Raw genomic sequence first — 18,704 nt, 5'->3', positions numbered from 1 at the left:
GGGGGGGCTTACCCCCGGATGCCTCGTAGCGCCATGGATACCGCGGTGTCGGTGATGTCTGCGGGGGGTTCGGCCACGCCGAGTTCGATGCGTCGTACGGCCGCGTCGACGACTCCCTGGAGCAGCATCGCCGCCAGGCGGGGCCTGCTGTGCCCGAGGTCGGCGAGCGCCTGCACGATCATGGCGACGAGGCCGCCGTGCGCCGCGCGGATCTTCTCGCGGGCCCCGGCGTCCAGTTCACTGGCCGAGATCGCCACCACGGCCCGGTGCCGGCGGTCGCCGACCAGCTCGAGCTGCGTGCGGACGTAGGCCTCGACCTCGGCCTCGGGGCCGTCGGCCGCGGCCATGGCAGCGGCGACCTCCGCGGCCCACACCGGGAAGTCGACCTCGCACAGTTCCTCGACCACGGCGGCCCGGGAGCGGAAGTACTCGTACACCGACGACCGGGCCAGGCCGGTGCGCTCGGCCAGGGCGGGGAAGGTCAGGGCTTCCGTACCGCCCTCGGACAGCAGGGTGCGGGCCGCGTCCAGCAGGGCGGCTCGCTGCATCGACCGGTGCTCGGCCACGGAGGCCGCTCGAATCCTTGGCACGTCAGCCACTTTACGGATCCGGCGTCCGCGACGGGAGCGACGGCGCTCACCGGCCGAAGCTCGCCAGCTTCGCGCGCAGCTGGAGCACCGATTTGGTGTGGATCTGGCTGACCCGGCTCTCGGTCACGCCGAGCACGTTGCCGATCTCGGCGAGCGTCAGGCCCTCGTAGTAGTACAGCGTGACGACGGTCTTCTCGCGGTCCGGGAGCGTGTTGATCGCGCGGGCCAGGAACCGCCGCAGTTCGCGGTCCTCGGCGACCTCCACCGGGTTGTCGGCGGCGGTGTCCTCGAGGGTGTCCATGAAGCTCAGTCCGTCGCCGTCCTCGCCGCCGACGTGCAGGAGCTCCTCCAGGGCGACCACGTTGGCCAGCGACAACTGGCTGAAGACCGCGTGGAGTTCGTCCACCGCGATGCCCATCTCGGCGGCGACCTCCACCTCTGTCGGGGTGCGCCGCAGCCGTGCCTCCAGCGTGGCGTACGCCCGCTCGACGTTGCGCGCCTTCTGCCGGACCGAGCGGGGGATCCAGTCCAGCGCGCGCAGTTCGTCGATCATGGCGCCGCGGATCCGGGTGATCGCGTAGGTCTCGAACTTGATCTCCCGGTCGACGTCGAACTTCTCGATCGCGTCGATGAGCCCGAAGACCCCGGAGGAGACGAAGTCGGCCTGTTCCACGTTGGGCGGCAGACCGACGCTGACCCGGCCGGCCACGTATTTGACCAGCGGCGAGTAGTGCAGGATCAGCTGTTCCCTCAGCCGGTCGTCCCCCGTCGCCTTGTACGACCGCCACAGCTCGTCGAGCGTCGAGGGAGCGGGCGGCCGCACGCTGCCACCGTCACGGGCGGCTGGGGGGGTCGCCGCCCGGTCGGGCCCGGAGGTGTGCTGGGGCATTCGTCGCCTTGTGCCGTTCTGCCGTGGAGTGGGGCGTCTGGGTGGGCTGTCGGTCTGGTCGGGATCGGGTCGGGAATCGGGGTCTTTGGTGTCGGAACCACGTGAGCGTAGCGTGACTGGAGTGTCGCGGTGCGCGAACGGCGGGGCGCGGGGCGTGCGCAGATTCGTTCCGTGGGGCGCCCCGCCGAGCCAGGTCCGTCACGCTCAGTGACCCGCGCGACTCTCAACTGCGGGAATTCCCGCAGGCGTCGGCGTTCCCCCGGACGGCCGAACACGCTCGGTCAACACTCGTCCCGACCCGTTCGGGACGAGATCATCGCCTGGCGTGTCAACTTCCATCCCTCGCCGTGTCGTTCGACGTAACCAAGCGATCGGAGTTCGTACAGCCTCGCGATGGCGTCGTCGGCCGTCGTGCGGGCCACGCGCGCGATCTCCTGCGCGGTCGCCGCGCCGTGGGCGGGCAGGGCGTCGAGGACGTGCCGGGCGTCGGGAGCCAGCAGGTCTCGCGGGAGTACGGGGCCGCGCCGGTCGGGGGCGAGTTCGCCCATGTCGCCGACGAGTTCGACGACTTCCTCGGCGTCGGTGACCAGTGCGGCTCCGCCGCGCAGCAGTTCGTGGACGCCGGCGGAGAGGGCGCTGGTGGCCGGTCCGGGCACTCCCATGGTGTGGCGGCCCAGCCGTTGGGCGGCCCGGGCGGTGACCAGTGATCCGCTGCGGTAGGCGGCCTCGACGACCACGGTGCCGCGGGTGAGGGCCGCGATGACGCGGTTGCGGACGATGAACCGGCTCGGCGTCGGGTGGTCGCCGGGCGGCAGTTCCCCCACGACCAGGCCCTGCTGGGCGATGCGGTCGATCAGTCCCGCGTGCCCGCGCGGGTAGGGCCGGTCGACTCCGCAGGCCAGTACGGCGACGGTGGCGCCGCCGCTGCCCAGTGCGCCGCGGTGGGCGGCGCCGTCGACTCCGTAGGCGCCGCCGGACACCACCACCCAGCCGCGTTCGGCGAGGCCTGCGGCGAGGGTGACGGCCATGTGGGCGCCGTAGTCGGTGCAGGCGCGGGCGCCGACGAGGGCGACCGAGCGCAGTGCCCAAATGCGCAGGCTGGGCCGGCCGCGCACCCACAGTCCGGTGGGGCGGGCGTCGCCGAGGTCGTCGAGCTGGGCGGGCCACTCGGTGTCGCCGGGCCGGAGGAAGCGGACGCCGGCCTCCCGGGCGGCGGCCAGGTCTCGGGCGGGGTCGGCCCGCGCGGCCCGGGCGCACAGGCCCGCCCACCGTTTCAGGGACACCCCGGGAAGCGGGAGCGTGCCCGTTCGCAGCCGCCGGGCGAGGGGAACGGCGCCGAGTTCGCGCACCCAGCGGCCGCCGGCGGTGTCGCCGGGTTCGAGGACCCGGCTGAGGAAGACACGGGCGAGGAGTTCGGCGTCGTCGCCTGTCGGGCGATCGGCGCCGTCCGGGCGGTCAGCACCGTCCGGGCGGTCGGCGCCGTTCACGTCGTCCACACCCCTCAGGCCGTTCGCACCGCTCGGGCCCTGCGGATCCCTCCGGGTGCCGGACGCCCCCGGTACACCACGCGCTCCGCCCGCGTCCCTCGCGCCCTCCCAGGGACCGGACTCCCCCGGTTCGCCGCCCGAAGCCGCGTTGCCCGGCCCGGTCATGCCGGGGCGCCGATCGCCAGGGGCACGCCTCGTGGCACTCCGGTGCGCAGTTGCAGGGCCAGGGCGACGTCGGAGGCGTCGGGCCGGTCGTGTCCGGCGAGGTCGGCGACGGTCCAGGCGACCCGCAGCACCCGGTCCAGGCCGCGGGCGGTGAGGACGCCGCGCTCCAGATTGCGCTCGGCCTCGTCCATGGCGCCGGGGACCGCCTGCCAGCGGCTGCGCAGTTCGCGCCCCGGGACCTCGCTGTTGGTCCGCCAGGGGGTGCCGGAGAGCCGTGCCGAGGCGCGTTCGCGTGCGGCGCGTACCCGGCAGGCGACCGTCGCCGTGGATTCGCCCCGGCTGCCGCGTGCGGTCAGTTGTGACCTGGTGACCGGGTCGGCCTCCACGCGCAGGTCGACCCGGTCGAGCAGGGGGCCGGACAGGCGTGCCTGGTAGCGGCGGATGGCGGAGGGCGGGCATTCGCACAGGGAGTCGCGCTGGGAGAAGCGGCCGCAGGGGCAGGGGTTGGCGGCGAGCACCATCAGGAACTTCGCGGGGAACCGCACGACGCCGGCGCTGCGGGCGATCACCACGTGTCCGGCCTCCAGCGGCTGGCGCAGTGCGTCGAGGGCGTGGCTGCTGAACTCGGGGGTCTCGTCGAGGAAGAGCACGCCGCGGTGGGCGAGGGAGACGGCTCCGGGGCGGGCGATGCCGGGGCCGCCGCCGACGAGGGCCTGCATGGTGGCCGAGTGGTGCGGGGCGCAGTAGGGGGCCAGGTCGATCAGGGGCTTGCCCGCTGGGAGCAGTCCGGCCACCGAGTGGATGGCGGTGACTTCGAGGGATTCCTGCCGGTCGAGCGGGGGCAGTACCGCGGGCAGACGCTCGGCGAGCATGGTCTTGCCGGCGCCGGGTGGTCCTTCCAGGAACAGGTGGTGTCCCCCGGCGGCGGCGACTTCGACGGCCGTACGGGCGGAGTGCTGGCCGACGACGTCGGCGAGGTCGTGTCCCTGGTCCTGCTGGGCGGCGCCGAGGCTGTGCATGCCGGTGGCGGCGCCGGTGCCGGGTACGCGCAGGCCGGCCAGGAGGGGGTCGGGGCGGCCCTGGTCGTCCGGGTCCTCCTCGGGGACGGGTTCGTCGGCGAGTACGGCGATCAGCTGCCGCAGACTGCGCACGCCGAGCACGGAGACGCCGGGGACGAGTGAGGCCTCCGCGGCGGCGCACTCGGGCACGACGACCTGTTCGTAGCCCTCGTCGGCGGCGGCGAGCACGGCGGGCAGGATGCCGCGCACGGGGCGCACCCGTCCGTCCAGGCCTAGTTCGCCGATCATCACGATGTCGGCGAGGACGCGGGGGTCGATGCGTTCGGCGGCGCCCAGGACGGCGCAGGCGACGGCGAGGTCGAAGCCGCTGCCGCCCTTGGGCACCGAGGCGGGGCTGAGTCCGACGGTGAGTTTCTTCTGGGGCCATTCGCCGCCGGAGTTGACGACGGCGGCCCGGACGCGGTCGCGGCTCTCGGTGAGGCTCTTGTCGGGCAGTCCCACCAGGGTGAAGGCGGCGACGCCGGGTTCGAGGTCGGCCTGGACTTCGACGACCACGCCCTCGACGCCGACCAGGGCCACGGAGCAGGTGCGCGCGAATCCCATCAGGCGGCCCCCCTCACGTGCTCGACGACGGGTGCTCCGCGCCGGGGCAGCAGGATGCCGACCAGGTCGATGCGGACGCCGCCGGGGGGTGCTCCGCCGTGGGTCTGGATCCAGCGTTCGGCGAGGCCGCGCAGGCGCTGGGCCTTTTCCGCCGTGACGGCGGCCATCGGGTGCTGGAAGGTTCCCGCCCTGCGGGTCTTGACCTCGCAGACGACGAGGACGTCGCCGTCGAGCGCGACGATGTCGATCTCGCCGGTCCTGCCGCAGCGCCAGTTGCGCTCCAGGAGCGTCATGCCGGTCTGGGCCAGCCGCCGGGCGGCCAGCCCCTCTCCGTACCTGCCGAGCGCGCTGCGCGCCTGATGTGTGTGCATGTCGGCACCACCTCCGGCGCCAACGGTCACGCATCCGGCCCGCCCGAGTGGATCTTGGTGGGTTACTCGCCGGTTGTGGACAACTCCGTCACCCACACGAGGGAAGTCCGCCGTGGCCCAGGTCCAGGTCCAGGTCCAGGTTGAGGTCGGGACCCAGGAGAATCCACGTCAGCCATCCACAGCCCCTCAGCCGCCGGGCAGCTCCAGGTCGCTCTTGTTCAGCTCCTCGATGTTCACGTCCTTGAACGTGAGGACACGGACCTGCTTCACGAACCGGGCCGGCCGGTACATGTCCCAGACCCAGGCGTCCGCCATGGACACCTCGAAGAACACCTCACCCTGCACCGAGTGGACCTGCATCTCGTAGTCGTTGGTGAGGTAGAAGCGCCGCTCGGTCTCGATCACGTATTTGAACAGACCGACGACATCGCGGTACTCCCGGTAGAGCTTCAGCTCCATCTCGGTCTCGTACTTCTCGAGGTCCTCGGCGCTCATGGCATGTTCCCCTTCAGCCGTGCGGTCCCACCATTGTGCGCCAGTCCCGTGAGGCCCTAGACGATTTCGGTGTCCAGGGTCACCGGCCCGGCCGGGGGGCCTTCGTCGAGCAGCCTGCGCAGCAGCTCGGCGAGTCTGGTCGGATACACCGTCTCATGTGCCCGGGTCAGTTCCCGGCACGTCCACCAGCGTGCTCCGGCGACACTGCGCCGCTCCAGTGCGGTGAGCGCGGTGGCCCGGGTCGCCGTCTGGGTCGTACGGGCGAGGTAGTACCACTCGTCCTGGTCCCAGCGCCGTCCCGCGAACGGGAACGAGCAGCGGCGCCGCCACAGCACCGGGCCGAGCTCGACCTCGGTGATGCCGGTCTCCTCGGCGAGTTCCCGCAGGGCGGCCTCCTCCCTCGTCTCGGCGCCCTCCAGGCCGCCGCCGGGTGTGAACCACCAGTCGTCCGCCGGATCGTCCGGTTCGTGACCGTGCAGCAGCAGGATCCGGTCGGCGGGGTCGAGCAGCACCACCCGCGCCACCTTGCGCGGCTCGGCCGCGCCCTCGGCAACCGCGTCATACGGCCCGTCCACCGCCTCAGCGGGCACGTGCGGGCTCCGTCCGGGCGCGGCCGCGAGAGGCGCCCACGCGCTTGGCGATGGGGCCGTACGCGCCGCCCGCGAGGACGAGGACGGCGCCGGCGACGATCAGCAGGACGATCGGGCGCAGCGGGCCCGGCTGGGACAGGGTGCCCAGCGCCTCGAAGCCCGTGGGACGCTCCAGCATGCCCTTCATGGGCCAGACCACGGCGTCGACCCTGGCGGTCACGTCACCGCGCGCGACGGTGCCCTTGGCCGCGTCGTCGAGGTGGGCGGTGGAGTCCAGCGAGCCCTGGCGTTCGTCGCCGAGCAGGAACAGGCGGCCGGCGGGCACCTCGACGGTGGGGAAGTTCTTGATCTCGGCGGCGCCGCCCTTCAGGTACGGCTCGTCGATCTCCTTGCCGTTGACGGTGAGCTTGCCCCGCTTGCAGCAGGAGACCGTGTCGCCGCCGACCGCGACCACGCGCTTGACCACGGGCGCGTTCTGCACCCAGGACTTGTCGGTGAAGACGACCACGTCACCGCGGCGCACCTGGTCTCCGTCGACGCGCTGGGCCAGCACCCGGTCGCCCATGTCGATCGTCGGCGTCATCGAACTGGTGGGCACGGTGTACGGCCGGTAGACCACCGCCGCCCACGCGAACCCGCCGAGGAACAGCACCAGGCCCAGCGCCACGGCCAGCCCGGACAGTCGCTGTCCCGTCCTGCCGCCCGCCGGGCCCCTGCCTGTGCCGCCGCTGCGCGGGGCCGTACGCGTCGTGCTCTCGCCACCCATGGACCCGCACCCTACCGGGCGGTACCGAAACGGGGCAGCCCCCCTTTCGGGGCCGGAGGCGGAAGTTCCACCAGGGCTTCACAAGGGGCGCTCGCCCCCGGGAGCGCTCAGCGGCTGCCGGTGGCCGTCGTGGGCGTGCCCGTCCCGGTCTCGGCCTTAAGGGACCGCCTGCGCCGCCACAGCGCCAGGGGTACCACCGCGGTGAGGGCCACGCCCTGCGGGGCGACCGTCAGGGCGCCGGCGGCGGACTGCTGTCCGATGCCCTGCTGGTCGAAGGTGTCCGGCACGGGCAGGGTGCCCCAGCGGTTGATGGGCCAGGCACGGACGATGGCGCGGCCGACGACGTCCTTGACCGGGACCATGCCGTGGTGCTTGTCGGTCTGGTTGTAGCGCGAGTCCCGGGAGTTCTGCCGGTGGTCGCCCATGACCCAGATGTAGCCCTTGGGCACCTTGACCTTGAACTGGCCGCCCTGGTCGTCGTAGCTGCACGGCGTGTTGCCCGGGTAGACGTAGTCGCCCTCGTTGAGCGCCTTGCCGTTGACCATGAGCGGGCCGGTGCCCTTGCACTCGACGGTGTCGCCGCCGACGCCGATGACGCGCTTGATGAGGTCCTTCTCCTCGGCGGACGGCATCAGGCCGATCCAGCTGAGGACGGTCTGCACGGCGTTGGGCTTTGCGGTCGGCTCGCCGGCCAGCCAGTCGTCCGGGTCGTGGAAGACTACGACCTCGCCGCGCTCGGGCTGGGAGCCGAACCACGGGGTCAGCTTGTCGACGAGGACGCGGTCGCCGCGCTGGAGGGTGTCCTGCATCGAGTCCGAGGGGATCGAGAACGCCTGGACGAGGAAGGTCTTGATCAGCAGCGCCAGCACCAGCGCGATGCCGATCAGAATGGGCAGCTCCTTCCAGAAGGAGCGGGGCTGCTTCGCTTTCGGGGTGGTGCCGCCGCCTGCCCGGTCACCGCTGTCGTTGTGCTCCGTCACCCTGCCGTCCTCGGCTGCTTCGCTCTCACTCCCGGAGGTCACGACGTCGGCCGCGGCGGGGTCCGCCGCATCCACGGGGTGTCCGCGGTGTTCCTCGCCGTCGTTGCCGGACCGTGCGCCAACCGCCACGTCCCCCACGCCAACTCCTTACTCCGTGCCGCCGCCCGCGCCGTGCCCGGCGCAGGCCCACCACTCCCATAACGAGCGGGAGTTCCGCAGGGCTCGGGAGCTGAACCGATCCGTTCGGACGGTCCTGGGCAACCCTATGCGACAGCCGGTCGGCAGCGGCCGACCCTGAGGCCGCGTCGGACACGGAGGAGAAGGTCTGGGGTTCCTTGAGTCTGGTCCAGTGGCCCACCGGCCAGCCGATGACCATGGCCCGGCCGACCACGGAGTCCAGGGAGACGGTGCCTCCGTAGGGCGTGTTCTGGTGGGCGCGGGAGTCCGCCGAGTTGCCCCGGTGGTCGCCCATGACCCACAGCCGCCCCTTGGGCACGGTGATGTCGAAGGGCGTGTCGGAAGGGGCGTTGCCCGGATAGAGGTAGTCACCCTCGTTCAGGGGAACGCCGTTGACGGTGACGCGGCCCTGGGCGTCGCAGCACTTGACGTGGTCGCCGCCGACGCCGACGACGCGCTTGATGAGGTCCTTCTCGTTGTCGGAGGGCAGCAGGCCGATGAAGGTGAGACCTTCCTTGACCTGCTTGACGACCACCGGGTCGTTCTTCTTGGTGGTCTGCTCCCCCGCCAGCCAGCCGCCCGGGTCGTGGAAGACGACCACGTCGCCGCGGTGCGGCTCGGAGCCGAACCACGGGGTGAACTTGTCGACCAGGACGCGGTCGCCGATCCGGATCGTCTGCTCCATCGAGCCCGAGGGGATGACGAAGGCCTGCACCAGGAAGGTCTTGAGCACGAGCGCGATGAGCACGGCGACGCCGACCAGGAGCGGTATCTCGCGGACGGCGGAGCGCCTGCGCTTGCGCTTGACCTTGCGCTGGAGCTTGCGCCGTTCCGCGCGGGTGCGGCCGCCGGACGGACTGGAGGCACGCCGGGCGCCGGTGGGCAGGAGGTTCTCGGCGGCGCTGACCGGCGCGCCGCGCGGTTTGCCGCGGTTACCCATGGGCACCGCCCGGGTGCCCGTCGGCACCGCCCGGGTACGCCCCCTGGGCGGCGGCGGGTACGCGCGCGTAGGCGTGCGGCCGGGTGAGGTGGGTCCAGTGGCCGACGGGCCAGGCGATCCAGTCGGCGCGGCCGATCACGTCGCCGACGGGGATCATGCCGCCGCCCGGTGAGCCGAGGTGGTCACGGGAGTCGCTGGAGTCGCTGCGGTGGTCGCCGAGGACGAACAGGGTGCCGTCGGGGACGACGACGTCGAAGGGCACCGTGGAGGGGCTGTCGCCGGGGTGGAGGAAGGTCGACTCGTCGACCGGCCGGCCGTTCACCCGGATCCTCCCCTCCTTGTCGCAGCAGACCACGTGGTCTCCCCCTACACCCACAACGCGTTTGATGTAGTCGGCGTCACCGAAGTACCCGCTGCCGTCGAACACGACGACATCGCCGCGCCGCGGCGCGGCACCGAAACGGTACGCCAACTTATTTACGAGAACGCGGTCCCCGATCCTCAATCCGTTCTCCATGGATCCGCTCGGAATCTGGAACGGTTGCACCACGAATGTGTTGAGGAGGAGCAAAAGGACCAGGCAGATCAGCGCGGTCAGGGTGATCCGCCCGCCGGGCAGCCAGTCCGTGACCCGTGCCACCCACGCGAAGCGCGACCGCCCTTCCGCCCCCTTGGGGTCCGGAGCCCGGTGGGGTCCGGCGCCGGAGGGGCGGAAGGAGCGGTCGCGCTCCGTGTGCTGTGCTTCGGTGTCCATCGGGGCGGAATGCTATCCCGCCCCGGTGTGGATCCCGGAAGGCGCTCAGTTCTCGCGCTTCTCCTTGATCTTCGCGGCCTTGCCGCGCAGCTCACGGAGGTAGTACAGCTTGGCGCGGCGCACGTCGCCACGGGTGACGAGCTCGATCTTCTCCACGATCGGGGTGTGCACCGGGAAGGTGCGCTCGACGCCGACGGAGAAGGAGACCTTGCGGACCGTGAAGGTCTCGCGCACGCCGGAACCCTGGCGGCGGATCACCACGCCCTTGAACTGCTGCACACGGGAGCGGTTGCCCTCGATGACGCGGACGTGCACGTTGACGGTGTCACCCGGGCGGAAGGCCGGGATGTCCTGGCGCAGTGACGCGGCGTCGACGGTGTCGAGCAGGTGAGACATTTCGTCTGCTTTCTTCGCTGATGCCACAGGTCATCAACGGGATCTGGATGTTCGGGATCTGCGCTGTGCTCGTCGGGGCGGGCGTCGTGTCCCCCTGTGGCAGGGGCGCACGCCGGACGGCGCACAACAGCCGCCTATTCTTCCACGCCCTCGGTCCTGCGCCAAAATCGGCCGTACGGCCCGCCGGCGGGGTCCGGGGACCAGCCCAGGATGGAGAGCATCTCACGGTCCTTCTTGTCGAAGGCCTTGGGGTCGCAGCGCTCGATCAGGTCGGGCCGCTGGGCCGTGGTGCGCCGCAGGGCCTCGTCGCGGCGCCAGCGGGCGATCCTGCCGTGGTGGCCGCTGAGCAGCACCTCGGGGATGCCCCGGCCGCGCCAGTGGGGCGGCTTGGTGTAGACGGGGCCCTCCAGGAGGTTGGCCATCGCGCCGGGCGCGAAGGAGTCGTCCTGGTGGGACTCGGCGTTGCCGAGGACGCCGGGCAGCAGCCGGGCGACCGCCTCGGTGATCACCAGGACGGCCGCCTCGCCGCCGGCGAGGACGTAGTCGCCGATGGAGACCTCGTACACCGGCATACGGGTGGCGTACTCGTCCATGACGCGGCGGTCGATGCCCTCGTAGCGGGCCGGGGTGAAGACCAGCCAGGGGCGCTCGGAGAGCTCGACGGCGAGTTCCTGGGTGAAGGGGCGGCCGCTGGGCGTGGGCACGATCAGGGCGGGCGCGCCGGAGCCCGACTCGTAGCCGTCGGCGAGGACGGCGTCCAGTGCCTCGCCCCAGGGGTCGGTCTTCATGACCATGCCGGGGCCGCCGCCGTAGGGCGTGTCGTCGACGGTGTTGTGGCGGTCGTGGGTCCACGCGCGCAGGTCGTGCACGTGCACGTCCAGCCGGCCACGCGCGCGCGCCTTGCCGACCAGGGAGACGTTCAGCGGTTCGAGGTACTCGGGGAAGATCGTGACGACGTCGAGCCTCATGCGCTTTCGTCCCTCGGCGAGGCGATCTCCGCACGGTCGTCGATCAGGCCCGGGGGCGGGGTGATGACGGCCCGCTGCTCCTCCAGGTCGATCTCGGTGACGATCTCCTCGACGAACGGGATCATCACCTCGCTGCCGTCGGGGCGCTCGACGATGAAGAGGTCCTGGGAGGGCAGGTGGGAGATCTCGGTGATCCGGCCGACCTCCGTGCCGTCGGCGGTGACCACGTCCAGGTCCATCAGCTGGTGGTCGTAGTACTCGTCCTCCTCCTCGGGCGTCTCGTCCGGGTCGACCTCGGCGATGAGGAGGGTGTTGCGCAGCGCCTCGGCGGCGTTGCGGTCGCCGACGCCCTCGAAGCGCAGCAGCAGACGGCCGCTGTGCACGCGGCCCGTCTCGATGGTCAGCGGCCCGGCGGAGGCGGGGTCGGTGGCCAGGACGGCGCCGGGGGCGAGCCTGAGTTCCGGCTCGTCGGTACGTACCTCCACGGTGACCTCGCCCTTGATGCCGTGGGCGCGGCCGATCCGTGCGACTACCAGCTGCACGTGTCCAGTTCTCCTGTCATCTCCTGCCGGGACCCTGCCAGGGTCCTGCCGGGACCCTGCCGGGACTGCTCCTGCGGCCTGGCCCGCTCGGACCTGGGCCCGCTCATACGACTGCGGGCCGGGGACGGCCCTGTGGCCCTCCCCGGCCCGAGCCGGTTGCGAAAAGCGTCAGCGGACGTGGTCCACGTCGACGAGGTCGACGCGGACACCGCGGCCGCCGATGGCGCCCACGACGGTGCGCAGGGCGCGTGCCGTACGGCCGTTGCGGCCGATGACCTTGCCGAGGTCGTCGGGGTGGACCCGGACCTCGAGCACGCGTCCGCGGCGCAGGTTGCGCGAGGCGACCTGCACGTCGTCAGGGTTGTCGACGATGCCCTTCACGAGGTGCTCAAGCGCCTCTTCGAGCATGGTGCTCAGGCCTCGGTCGACTCGGACTCGGCAGCGGCCTCGTCCTTCTTCTCAGCCTTCTTCTTCTGGGTGATCGCCTCACCCTTGCCCTCGTCGTCGCCACCGAGGGCCTCGAACGACGGACGCGCGGCCTTCTCCTGCGGCTGCAGCAGCGGCGCAGGGGCGGGCTCGCCCTTGAACTTCTGCCAGTCGCCGGTCTTCTTCAGGATGGCGAGCACGGGCTCGGTCGGCTGGGCGCCGACGGAGAGCCAGTACGCCACGCGCTCGGCGTTGACCTCGATGCGCGAGGGGTTCTGCACCGGGTGGTACAGACCGATCTCCTCGATGGCCCGGCCGTCACGGCGGGTACGGGAGTCGGCGACGACGATGCGGTAGTGAGGCGAACGGATCTTGCCCAGACGCTTCAGCTTGATCTTGACTGCCACGGGAGTGGGTTCTCCTGGATTTGACGTGGTTGGGCACGGCGGGAAGGCCGCGTGGGGCTGCGGTACCCGAATGCCCGATGGACGCGTCAGCCGGAGGAGAGAGGGGTCCTGTGCGACTGTCGAGTACAGCTAGTCATTGTGCCACACCCGGCGGGGCGCTCCGGGCGGAGGGTGGGCGAGGCCGACAGACCCGGGTGGACCAGGCACTTTCAGGCATGCCTGAGCGGCACCCGGCGCTCCGGGTGCCGCCGGCGCCGTGAGCCTCGCGGACCGCGGGCCGCGGATGGGGCTGCCACGAGCAGCCTCATCCCTAGCCCGCCGCCGCGCCCACCACCTCCGGGATCCGGAAGGGCTTGCCGCACCCCCCGCACACGATCGGGGCCTGGGCCAGGACCGAGGGGACGACCCGGACGTTGCGGCCGCAGTCGCACACCGCCTTGACCCGGACCCCGCCGCCGGACGAGCCGTGGCGGGCGGCCGGGCCGCGGAAGGTGCGGCCGGTGTCGGAGGACGTGGCGGCGGTGTGCGCCTTCAGGGCGCGCTGGAGGCGCTCGATCGTCGGGCGGTAGCGCCGCTTGGCCTCGGGGCTGAGCGTGACCAGTGAGAAGCCGCTGCTCGGGTGCGGCTCCTCGGGGTGGTCGAGGCCCAGCTCCTCGGCGATCGCGAGGAACCGGCGATTGTGGTAGCGGCCGGCGCGGGAGGTGTCGCGCACCCCTCGCGCGGCGGCGATGCCGTGGACTGCCTCGTGAAGCAGTCGCTCGAAGGAGAGTTCGTGCCCGCAGGCGGACGACGACTCCCCGATCAGGGACTCAGGCGCGGCAAGGTCCGGCAGCTCGGGGTGGTACCGCTGAATGTCGGCCCACGCCTGCGCCAGCTCTGCGGCGAGAACAGGTGGTGTCGTGCTCACGTAATGACAACGAGCCTGGGTGCCGCTGTGTTCCTATTACGGGGCATCCCAAATAATTTGCACGTACCCGTCAGTTGGCACTGATGCGGCCTGACGAGGGCGGGTGCGCTGATCTGCGGAGAAGTCTCACAGCTCATACCAAGCCGGTGCGTAGCCACGCGTACGCACCGGCGTGTACGCCCCGCTCGCGCGCTGGGCGCGCGGGGTCGCGCGATGCGCAAGAGGTGTTTCGGCCGCTTCCCCGCGCCGGGGCCTCGTCCTGGTCTGCGTACGTGACGACCGTGACGTTACCGGGCGCGGAGCGGGCCCCCGCCACCGGGCCGTGCCGGAGGCCGCCCGGCTCACCCGCTGTCATCACCGGGCGACGGGTTCCGGCCATCCCGCGCGGGGTGCCCGTTCGTTGCTTCCGGTACGGCCCCAGGTTGCCGGGATGTGAAATCTCGCCACGGGCGCGCGTCGGCCGCAAGCCGGGCCCCCAGACCCCTGGACGCGATGGGGAGCGGGGAGTTACCTGGCATACGGAGGGAGTGCGGGCGCACTGCACGGGGGCCACGGAATCCGGCACGGCGGCAACTCTCGGCTGATTGGGGCGCTTATCCATGACACCTACGCTCGTGCGGCAGCACGTACGTCACGCGGGACCGGTGTCCCGGGTGGATCCACGTGCACGCGCGCGTGACTGGTCCGAGATCCAGGAGCGGATGCTGGTCCCGCTCTACGAGGCCGTCTACGAGCGACTGGAAGTGGGCTCCGGCACGCGGCTGCTGGGGCTCGGCTGCGGCTCCGGGCTGGCCCTGCTCATGGCGGTCTCCAGAGGCGCGGCGGTCACCGGTGTCGACACCCGCCGCGAGCGGCTCGACCTCGCCCGGCGGCGGCTGCTGCCTCAGGCGTGGGACACGCGCGCGCGTGCCGACGCCCGGCTCGTCGAGGGCTCACCGGCGGCGGCCGCCGGGGCGGGCGCCGGGGCGGGCGCGGGCCCGCGTGCGCAGGCCCGCGCGGGCAGCGGTGCAGGCGCCGGTTCCGGCTCGGGCGCCCGCGCAGACACGGACCCGGGTGCCGTCGAGGCCCCGTACACGCTGATCACCGCCTTCGAGCCGATCGGGTGCCTGGCGGGGGACGCCGAGAGGCTGTCGGGGCTGCTCGCCGAGGCGACGCCGCTCGCGGGGCGGGGGACGCCGGTGGTGCTGGCCGGCTGGGGTCCGCCCGAGCGGTGCGCCACGGCCTCCGTGCTGCGGGTGGCGGCCAAGCTCGCCGATCCGGTGCGCGGCGCCGGCTGCCCGCGGCCGGCGCTGCGCGACGACCTGGAGGAGGTGGCCCGGCGGGCGGGCCTGCGGCCGGACGGCTCGGGCCGGGTGGCCTGCCCCTTCGGGTACGCCGACCTCGACAGCGCGGTGCGCGGGTTGCTGTCGACGGGGCTGTTCGACGCGGCCGTCGAGGCGACCGACGGCAACCAGGCCGGCAAGGAGCTGGCGGAGGCCCTGCACGCGCACCAGCGGAGCGACGGCACGGTGTGGATGCCGAACGTCTTCCGCTACCTGGTCGCGCGCACGCCCTGAGCCCGTGACGGACCCCTAGCCGATCGCGCTCCCGCCTTCCGCGCCCGCGGTGGTGGCGTCGCCGTTGGTGTCCTTCTTCAGGCGGGTGATGCCGGCGACCCGGTAGGCGTCGGCCTCCTCCAGGGTCTCGTTCTCCAGCAGGGCCCGGGCCAGCGCGTCCAGCTGTCCGCGGTGGTCGCGCAGCTTGCGGCACGCCTCCTCGTAGCACTCGTCGACGATGCGCCGCATCTCGGTGTCGATGGAGTCCAGGGTCTGCGGGGCGGCGGAGAGCCCGTAGGCCTGCTGGGCGTCGTCGGGCAGCGCGGACAGGCGGCCCACGTGCTCGCTCATGCCCCAGCGGGCCACCATCCCGCGCGCGATGTTGGTGACCTGTTCGAGGTCGTTCTCGGAGCCGGTCGTGATGACCCCGTACACCACGTGCTCGGCCGCCATGCCTCCGAGCGCGCCGATGATCCGGCCGCGCAGGTACTCCTCGGTGTAGGCGTACTTGTCGGACTCGGGCGTGGACAGGGTGACGCCGAGCGCCCTCCCGCGCGGGACGATGGTGATCTTGCGTACGGGGTCGGCGCCGGGCTGGAGCATGCCGAGCAGGGCGTGGCCGCTCTCGTGGTAGGCGGTGCGCCGGCGCTCCTCCTCCGGCATCACCAGCGCGCGTTCGGCGCCGAGCTGGACCTTCTCCAGGGCCTCGGAGAAGTCGGTCTGCGTCACCTGCTGCTGGCGCCGCTTGACCGCGAGGAGGGCGGCCTCGTTGGCGAGGTTGGCCAGTTCCGCGCCGGTCATGCCCGGGGTCGTACGGGCGACCCGGGCGAGGTCGACCCCGGGGGCGAGCGGGATCTCGCGGGTGTGGATGGCGAGGATGGCCTCGCGGCCGCCGCGGTCGGGCGGTGAGACCTGGACCAGCCGGTCGAACCGGCCGGGCCGGGTCAGTGCCGGGTCGAGGACGTCGGCCCGGTTGGTGGCGGCCAGCACGATCACGCCCTCGGAGCCGGAGAAGCCGTCCATCTCGGTCAGGATCTGGTTCAGGGTCTGCTCGCGCTCGTCGTGGCCGCCCACCGAGGCGCCGGCGCCCCGGGCCCGGCCGATCGTGTCGATCTCGTCGATGAAGACGATCGAGGGCGCCACCTTGCGCGCCTCGGCGAACAGCTCGCGCACCCGGGACGCGCCGACGCCGACGATCATCTCGATGAACTCGGAGGCGGAGGCCGAGAAGAAGGGCACGCCCGCCTCGCCGGCGACGGCCCGGGCGAGCAGGGTCTTGCCGGTGCCCGGCGGGCCGGTGAGCAGGACGCCGCGGGGCATCTTGGCGCCCATGCGACGGTAGGAGTCGGGGTGCTTCAGGAAGTCGACGACGTCGTCCAGCTCGCCCTTGACCTCGTCGATCCCGGCCACGTCGGCGAAGGTGGTGCGCTGCGTGCCGGGCTGGAGCTCGACCGGCCGGGGTGGCGCCTTGCGGCCGAAGATCCCGCCGGGTCCGCCGAGGCCGGAGCCGATCCGCCGGGCGAAGAAGACCCAGAGCGCGGCGAGGACCACGATCGGCGCGAGCGAGAGCAGCAGGTTGGACAGGAAGCCGCGCTGCTGGACGACCGGCTGCGCGGTCACCGTGACGTCGTGCCCGGTCAGGCTCTGCCACAGCTTGTCGTCCGCGAAGGCGGGGCGCTGCGTCTTGAACTTGGTGTAGGTGCCGCCGCCACCGGGCCGGTCCCGGGCGCTCTTGAGCTGGCCCTGGATCGCGTCGCCCTTGGAGTAGATCTTGGAGACGTTGCCGGCGTCGACCTGCCTGCTGAACTCGGTGTAGGAGATGGTCGGCTCGTTGCCCGAGTTGTAGTAGGTCAGTCCGCCGTAGGCCAGCAGGAAGACGACCACCGCGGTGACGAGCAGCCCCCACCACCGGCCGCGGGGCACTTTGCCGCCGGGCCGCCGCGGCGGCCCGTCCGGCGTGCCCTCGGTGCGCCACGGCTGGTCAGGGGCCTTGCGTGGTGGCGCGGCATTGCTCATATCTGGACGTTACGGCACGCGGCGTGCCCCGGCACGCGCTGAGGGCGCCCCCGCGCGTGGCAGGGGGCGCCCTCGTTGCGTACGACCGGACTCGCCGGCCCCGCGGGTCTCAGCCCATGAACTTCTTGAACTCGTCCGGCAGATCGAAGTCCTGGCCGCCCTGCTGGGGCAGCCCGAAGGCGCCGCCGGCCTGGGCCGCGGCCGCGCGGCGGGCGGCCTCCTCCTGCTCCTGCTGCTTGCGCTTCATCGGGTTGCCGGAGCGCTGCTTGCCCTTGGCCTTCTTGGGCTGCTTCTTGGTCCGGCCGGGGCCGCCGCCCATGCCCGGGATCCCCGGCATGCCGGGCATGCCGCCGCCCTGGGCCATCCGCGACATCATCTTGCGGGCCTCGAAGAACCGCTCGACGAGGTTCTTCACGGCGCTGACCTCGACGCCGGAGCCCTTGGCGATACGGGCGCGGCGGGAGCCGTTGATGATCGTGGGGTCCTGGCGCTCGCCCGGGGTCATCGACTTGATGATCGCGGCGGTGCGGTCGACGTCGCGCTCGTCGAGGTTGTTGATCTGGTCCTTGATCTGGCCCATGCCCGGGAGCATGCCGAGCAGCTTGGAGATGGAGCCCATCTTCCTGACCTGCTCCATCTGGGCCAGGAAGTCGTCCAGGGTGAAGTCCTGGCCCTTCTTGGACGCCAGCTTGGAGGCCATCTTCTCGGCCTCTTCCTGGCTGAACGTCTTCTCCGCCTGCTCGATCAGGGTGAGCAGGTCACCCATGTCGAGGATGCGGGAGGCCATCCGGTCCGGGTGGAAGGCGTCGAAGTCGTCGAGCTTCTCGCCGTTGGAGGCGAACATGATCGGCTTGCCGGTGATCTGTCGGATCGACAGGGCCGCGCCACCGCGGGCGTCGCCGTCGAGCTTGGAGAGCACCACGCCGTCGAAGCCGACGCCGTCGCGGAAGGCCTCCGCGGTGTTGACGGCGTCCTGGCCGATCATCGCGTCGACGACGAACAGGATCTCGTCCGGGGAGACCGCGTCCCGGATGTCCGCGGCCTGCCGCATCATCTCCTGGTCGATGCCCAGGCGGCCGGCGGTGTCCACGATCACGATGTCGTGGACCTTGGTCCGCGCGAAGTCGATGGAGTCCTTGGCGACCTTGACCGGGTCGCCCACGCCGTTGCCCGGCTCGGGCGCGTAGACCGCGACGCCGGCGCGCTCGGCGACGACGCTGAGCTGGTTCACGGCGTTGGGGCGCTGGAGGTCGCAGGCGACCAGGAGCGGGGAGTGGCCCTGCTCGCTGAGCCACTTGCCGAGCTTGCCCGCCAGGGTGGTCTTGCCGGCGCCCTGGAGACCGGCCAGCATGATCACGGTCGGCGGCTGCTTGGCGAAGCGCAGCCGCCGCGTCTCGCCGCCGAGGATGGTGACCAGCTCGTCGTTGACGATCTTCAGGACCTGCTGGGCCGGGTTGAGCGCGCGGGAGACCTCGGCGCCGAGCGCCCGCTCCTTGACGTTCTTGATGAAGCCGCGGACGACGGGCAGGGCGACGTCGGCCTCGAGGAGCGCGATGCGGATCTCGCGCGCCGTGGCGTCGATGTCCGCCTCGGACAACCGCCCCTTGCCGCGCAGGCTCTTGAAAGTCGCTGAGAGGCGATCGGAGAGAGTATCGAACACGGCGGCGTCGGTCCTCGGTGT

20 protein-coding genes are annotated in these 18,704 nt (G+C 72.1%); 1 reads left to right on the top strand and 19 read right to left on the bottom strand.

Going from position 1 to position 18,704, the window contains the following annotated elements:
- Window positions 1-8: 8 nt before the first annotated feature.
- The 17 genes from IE249_RS27875 to IE249_RS27795 form a co-directional block, all read right to left on the bottom strand.
- Window positions 9-566 carry a TetR/AcrR family transcriptional regulator gene (locus IE249_RS27875; RefSeq protein WP_189709165.1) on the bottom strand — a complete coding sequence of 186 codons (558 nt, stop codon included), beginning with the start codon at window positions 564-566 and terminating at the stop codon, window positions 9-11.
- 70 nt (window positions 567-636) lie between these two features.
- Window positions 637-1,479 (bottom strand): RNA polymerase sigma factor WhiG, encoded by an 843-nt coding sequence (gene whiG, locus IE249_RS27870; RefSeq protein ID WP_189709077.1) that lies wholly within the window; start codon window positions 1,477-1,479, stop codon window positions 637-639.
- A gap of 281 nt (window positions 1,480-1,760) precedes the next feature.
- Window positions 1,761-2,975: a DNA-processing protein DprA gene (dprA, locus tag IE249_RS27865; protein WP_229859387.1), complete on the bottom strand. Its 1,215-nt coding sequence runs from the start codon at window positions 2,973-2,975 to the stop codon at window positions 1,761-1,763.
- A 152-nt stretch (window positions 2,976-3,127) separates the two neighbouring features.
- Complete coding sequence (locus IE249_RS27860; RefSeq protein WP_189709075.1) at window positions 3,128-4,753, bottom strand: YifB family Mg chelatase-like AAA ATPase; 1,626 nt, start codon at window positions 4,751-4,753, stop codon at window positions 3,128-3,130.
- Complete coding sequence (locus IE249_RS27855) at window positions 4,753-5,154, bottom strand: YraN family protein (protein WP_189709073.1); 402 nt, start codon at window positions 5,152-5,154, stop codon at window positions 4,753-4,755. Before IE249_RS27855 ends, IE249_RS27860 begins: the two co-directional genes overlap by 1 nt.
- A 156-nt stretch (window positions 5,155-5,310) precedes the next feature.
- The gene (locus IE249_RS27850) at window positions 5,311-5,619 is read right to left on the bottom strand and encodes a DUF2469 domain-containing protein (RefSeq protein WP_003965949.1); all 309 of its coding nucleotides are present in this window, start codon (window positions 5,617-5,619) and stop codon (window positions 5,311-5,313) included.
- 56 nt (window positions 5,620-5,675) lie between these two features.
- Window positions 5,676-6,209: an NUDIX hydrolase gene (locus IE249_RS27845; protein WP_189709071.1), complete on the bottom strand. Its 534-nt coding sequence runs from the start codon at window positions 6,207-6,209 to the stop codon at window positions 5,676-5,678.
- A complete protein-coding gene (lepB, locus tag IE249_RS27840; RefSeq protein WP_189709069.1) occupies window positions 6,199-6,975 on the bottom strand; it encodes a signal peptidase I in 777 nt (258 codons plus the stop codon). Before lepB (IE249_RS27840) ends, IE249_RS27845 begins: the two co-directional genes overlap by 11 nt.
- A gap of 107 nt (window positions 6,976-7,082) precedes the next feature.
- Window positions 7,083-8,093, bottom strand: coding sequence for a signal peptidase I (gene lepB / locus IE249_RS27835; RefSeq protein ID WP_189709067.1), 1,011 nt, complete (start codon window positions 8,091-8,093; stop codon window positions 7,083-7,085).
- A complete protein-coding gene (gene lepB / locus IE249_RS27830) occupies window positions 7,981-9,072 on the bottom strand; it encodes a signal peptidase I (protein ID WP_189709065.1) in 1,092 nt (363 codons plus the stop codon). The genes lepB (IE249_RS27835) and lepB (IE249_RS27830) overlap by 113 nt, the downstream gene beginning before the upstream one ends.
- The gene (gene lepB / locus IE249_RS27825) at window positions 9,065-9,826 is read right to left on the bottom strand and encodes a signal peptidase I (protein ID WP_189709063.1); all 762 of its coding nucleotides are present in this window, start codon (window positions 9,824-9,826) and stop codon (window positions 9,065-9,067) included. Before lepB (IE249_RS27825) ends, lepB (IE249_RS27830) begins: the two co-directional genes overlap by 8 nt.
- 45 nt (window positions 9,827-9,871) lie before the next feature.
- Window positions 9,872-10,222: a 50S ribosomal protein L19 gene (rplS, locus tag IE249_RS27820; RefSeq protein WP_189709061.1), complete on the bottom strand. Its 351-nt coding sequence runs from the start codon at window positions 10,220-10,222 to the stop codon at window positions 9,872-9,874.
- A 134-nt stretch (window positions 10,223-10,356) separates the two neighbouring features.
- Window positions 10,357-11,190: a tRNA (guanosine(37)-N1)-methyltransferase TrmD gene (gene trmD / locus IE249_RS27815; protein ID WP_189709059.1), complete on the bottom strand. Its 834-nt coding sequence runs from the start codon at window positions 11,188-11,190 to the stop codon at window positions 10,357-10,359.
- A complete protein-coding gene (gene rimM / locus IE249_RS27810) occupies window positions 11,187-11,732 on the bottom strand; it encodes a ribosome maturation factor RimM (RefSeq protein ID WP_189709057.1) in 546 nt (181 codons plus the stop codon). The genes trmD and rimM overlap by 4 nt, the downstream gene beginning before the upstream one ends.
- A gap of 168 nt (window positions 11,733-11,900) precedes the next feature.
- A complete protein-coding gene (locus IE249_RS27805; protein WP_003973401.1) occupies window positions 11,901-12,140 on the bottom strand; it encodes an RNA-binding protein in 240 nt (79 codons plus the stop codon).
- Between the two features lie 5 nt (window positions 12,141-12,145).
- Window positions 12,146-12,565, bottom strand: coding sequence for a 30S ribosomal protein S16 (gene rpsP, locus IE249_RS27800; protein WP_189709055.1), 420 nt, complete (start codon window positions 12,563-12,565; stop codon window positions 12,146-12,148).
- A gap of 310 nt (window positions 12,566-12,875) precedes the next feature.
- Window positions 12,876-13,472, bottom strand: a complete 597-nt coding sequence (locus IE249_RS27795) for a hypothetical protein (RefSeq protein ID WP_189709053.1) — start codon at window positions 13,470-13,472, stop codon at window positions 12,876-12,878.
- Window positions 13,473-14,071: 599 nt separating this feature from the next.
- On the opposite strand from IE249_RS27795, the gene IE249_RS27790 reads away from it, so the two are divergent.
- Complete coding sequence (locus IE249_RS27790) at window positions 14,072-15,028, top strand: class I SAM-dependent methyltransferase (RefSeq protein ID WP_189709051.1); 957 nt, start codon at window positions 14,072-14,074, stop codon at window positions 15,026-15,028.
- A gap of 15 nt (window positions 15,029-15,043) precedes the next feature.
- Here IE249_RS27790 and ftsH read toward each other — a convergent pair whose 3' ends face one another.
- Together ftsH and ffh are read right to left on the bottom strand one after the other, a co-directional pair.
- Window positions 15,044-17,023 carry an ATP-dependent zinc metalloprotease FtsH gene (ftsH, locus tag IE249_RS27785; protein ID WP_189709049.1) on the bottom strand — a complete coding sequence of 660 codons (1,980 nt, stop codon included), beginning with the start codon at window positions 17,021-17,023 and terminating at the stop codon, window positions 15,044-15,046.
- A gap of 109 nt (window positions 17,024-17,132) precedes the next feature.
- Complete coding sequence (gene ffh, locus IE249_RS27780; protein ID WP_189709047.1) at window positions 17,133-18,683, bottom strand: signal recognition particle protein; 1,551 nt, start codon at window positions 18,681-18,683, stop codon at window positions 17,133-17,135.
- Window positions 18,684-18,704 lie beyond the last annotated feature (21 nt).

It is taken from the genome of Streptomyces anandii JCM 4720, assembly GCF_014650655.1.
Lineage (GTDB): Bacteria > Actinomycetota > Actinomycetes > Streptomycetales > Streptomycetaceae > Streptomyces > Streptomyces anandii.
Note: the sequence above shows the minus strand (reverse complement) of the source record. Positions and strands in the feature narration are given on the sequence as shown.

Bases quoted from the DNA above. Each gene is read 5' to 3' on its own strand.
- whiG (WP_189709077.1), bottom strand. From the start codon at position 1,479: ATGCCCCAGCACACCTCCGGGCCCGACCGGGCGGCGACCCCCCCAGCC.
- IE249_RS27860 (WP_189709075.1), bottom strand. From the start codon at position 4,753: ATGGGATTCGCGCGCACCTGCTCCGTGGCCCTGGTCGGCGTCGAGGGC.
- IE249_RS27850 (WP_003965949.1), bottom strand. From the start codon at position 5,619: ATGAGCGCCGAGGACCTCGAGAAGTACGAGACCGAGATGGAGCTGAAG.
- lepB (WP_189709069.1), bottom strand. From the start codon at position 6,975: ATGGGTGGCGAGAGCACGACGCGTACGGCCCCGCGCAGCGGCGGCACA.
- lepB (WP_189709065.1), bottom strand. From the start codon at position 9,072: ATGGGTAACCGCGGCAAACCGCGCGGCGCGCCGGTCAGCGCCGCCGAG.
- lepB (WP_189709063.1), bottom strand. From the start codon at position 9,826: ATGGACACCGAAGCACAGCACACGGAGCGCGACCGCTCCTTCCGCCCC.
- rplS (WP_189709061.1), bottom strand. From the start codon at position 10,222: ATGTCTCACCTGCTCGACACCGTCGACGCCGCGTCACTGCGCCAGGAC.
- trmD (WP_189709059.1), bottom strand. From the start codon at position 11,190: ATGAGGCTCGACGTCGTCACGATCTTCCCCGAGTACCTCGAACCGCTG.
- IE249_RS27805 (WP_003973401.1), bottom strand. From the start codon at position 12,140: ATGCTCGAAGAGGCGCTTGAGCACCTCGTGAAGGGCATCGTCGACAAC.
- IE249_RS27790 (WP_189709051.1), top strand. From the start codon at position 14,072: ATGACACCTACGCTCGTGCGGCAGCACGTACGTCACGCGGGACCGGTG.
- ftsH (WP_189709049.1), bottom strand. From the start codon at position 17,023: ATGAGCAATGCCGCGCCACCACGCAAGGCCCCTGACCAGCCGTGGCGC.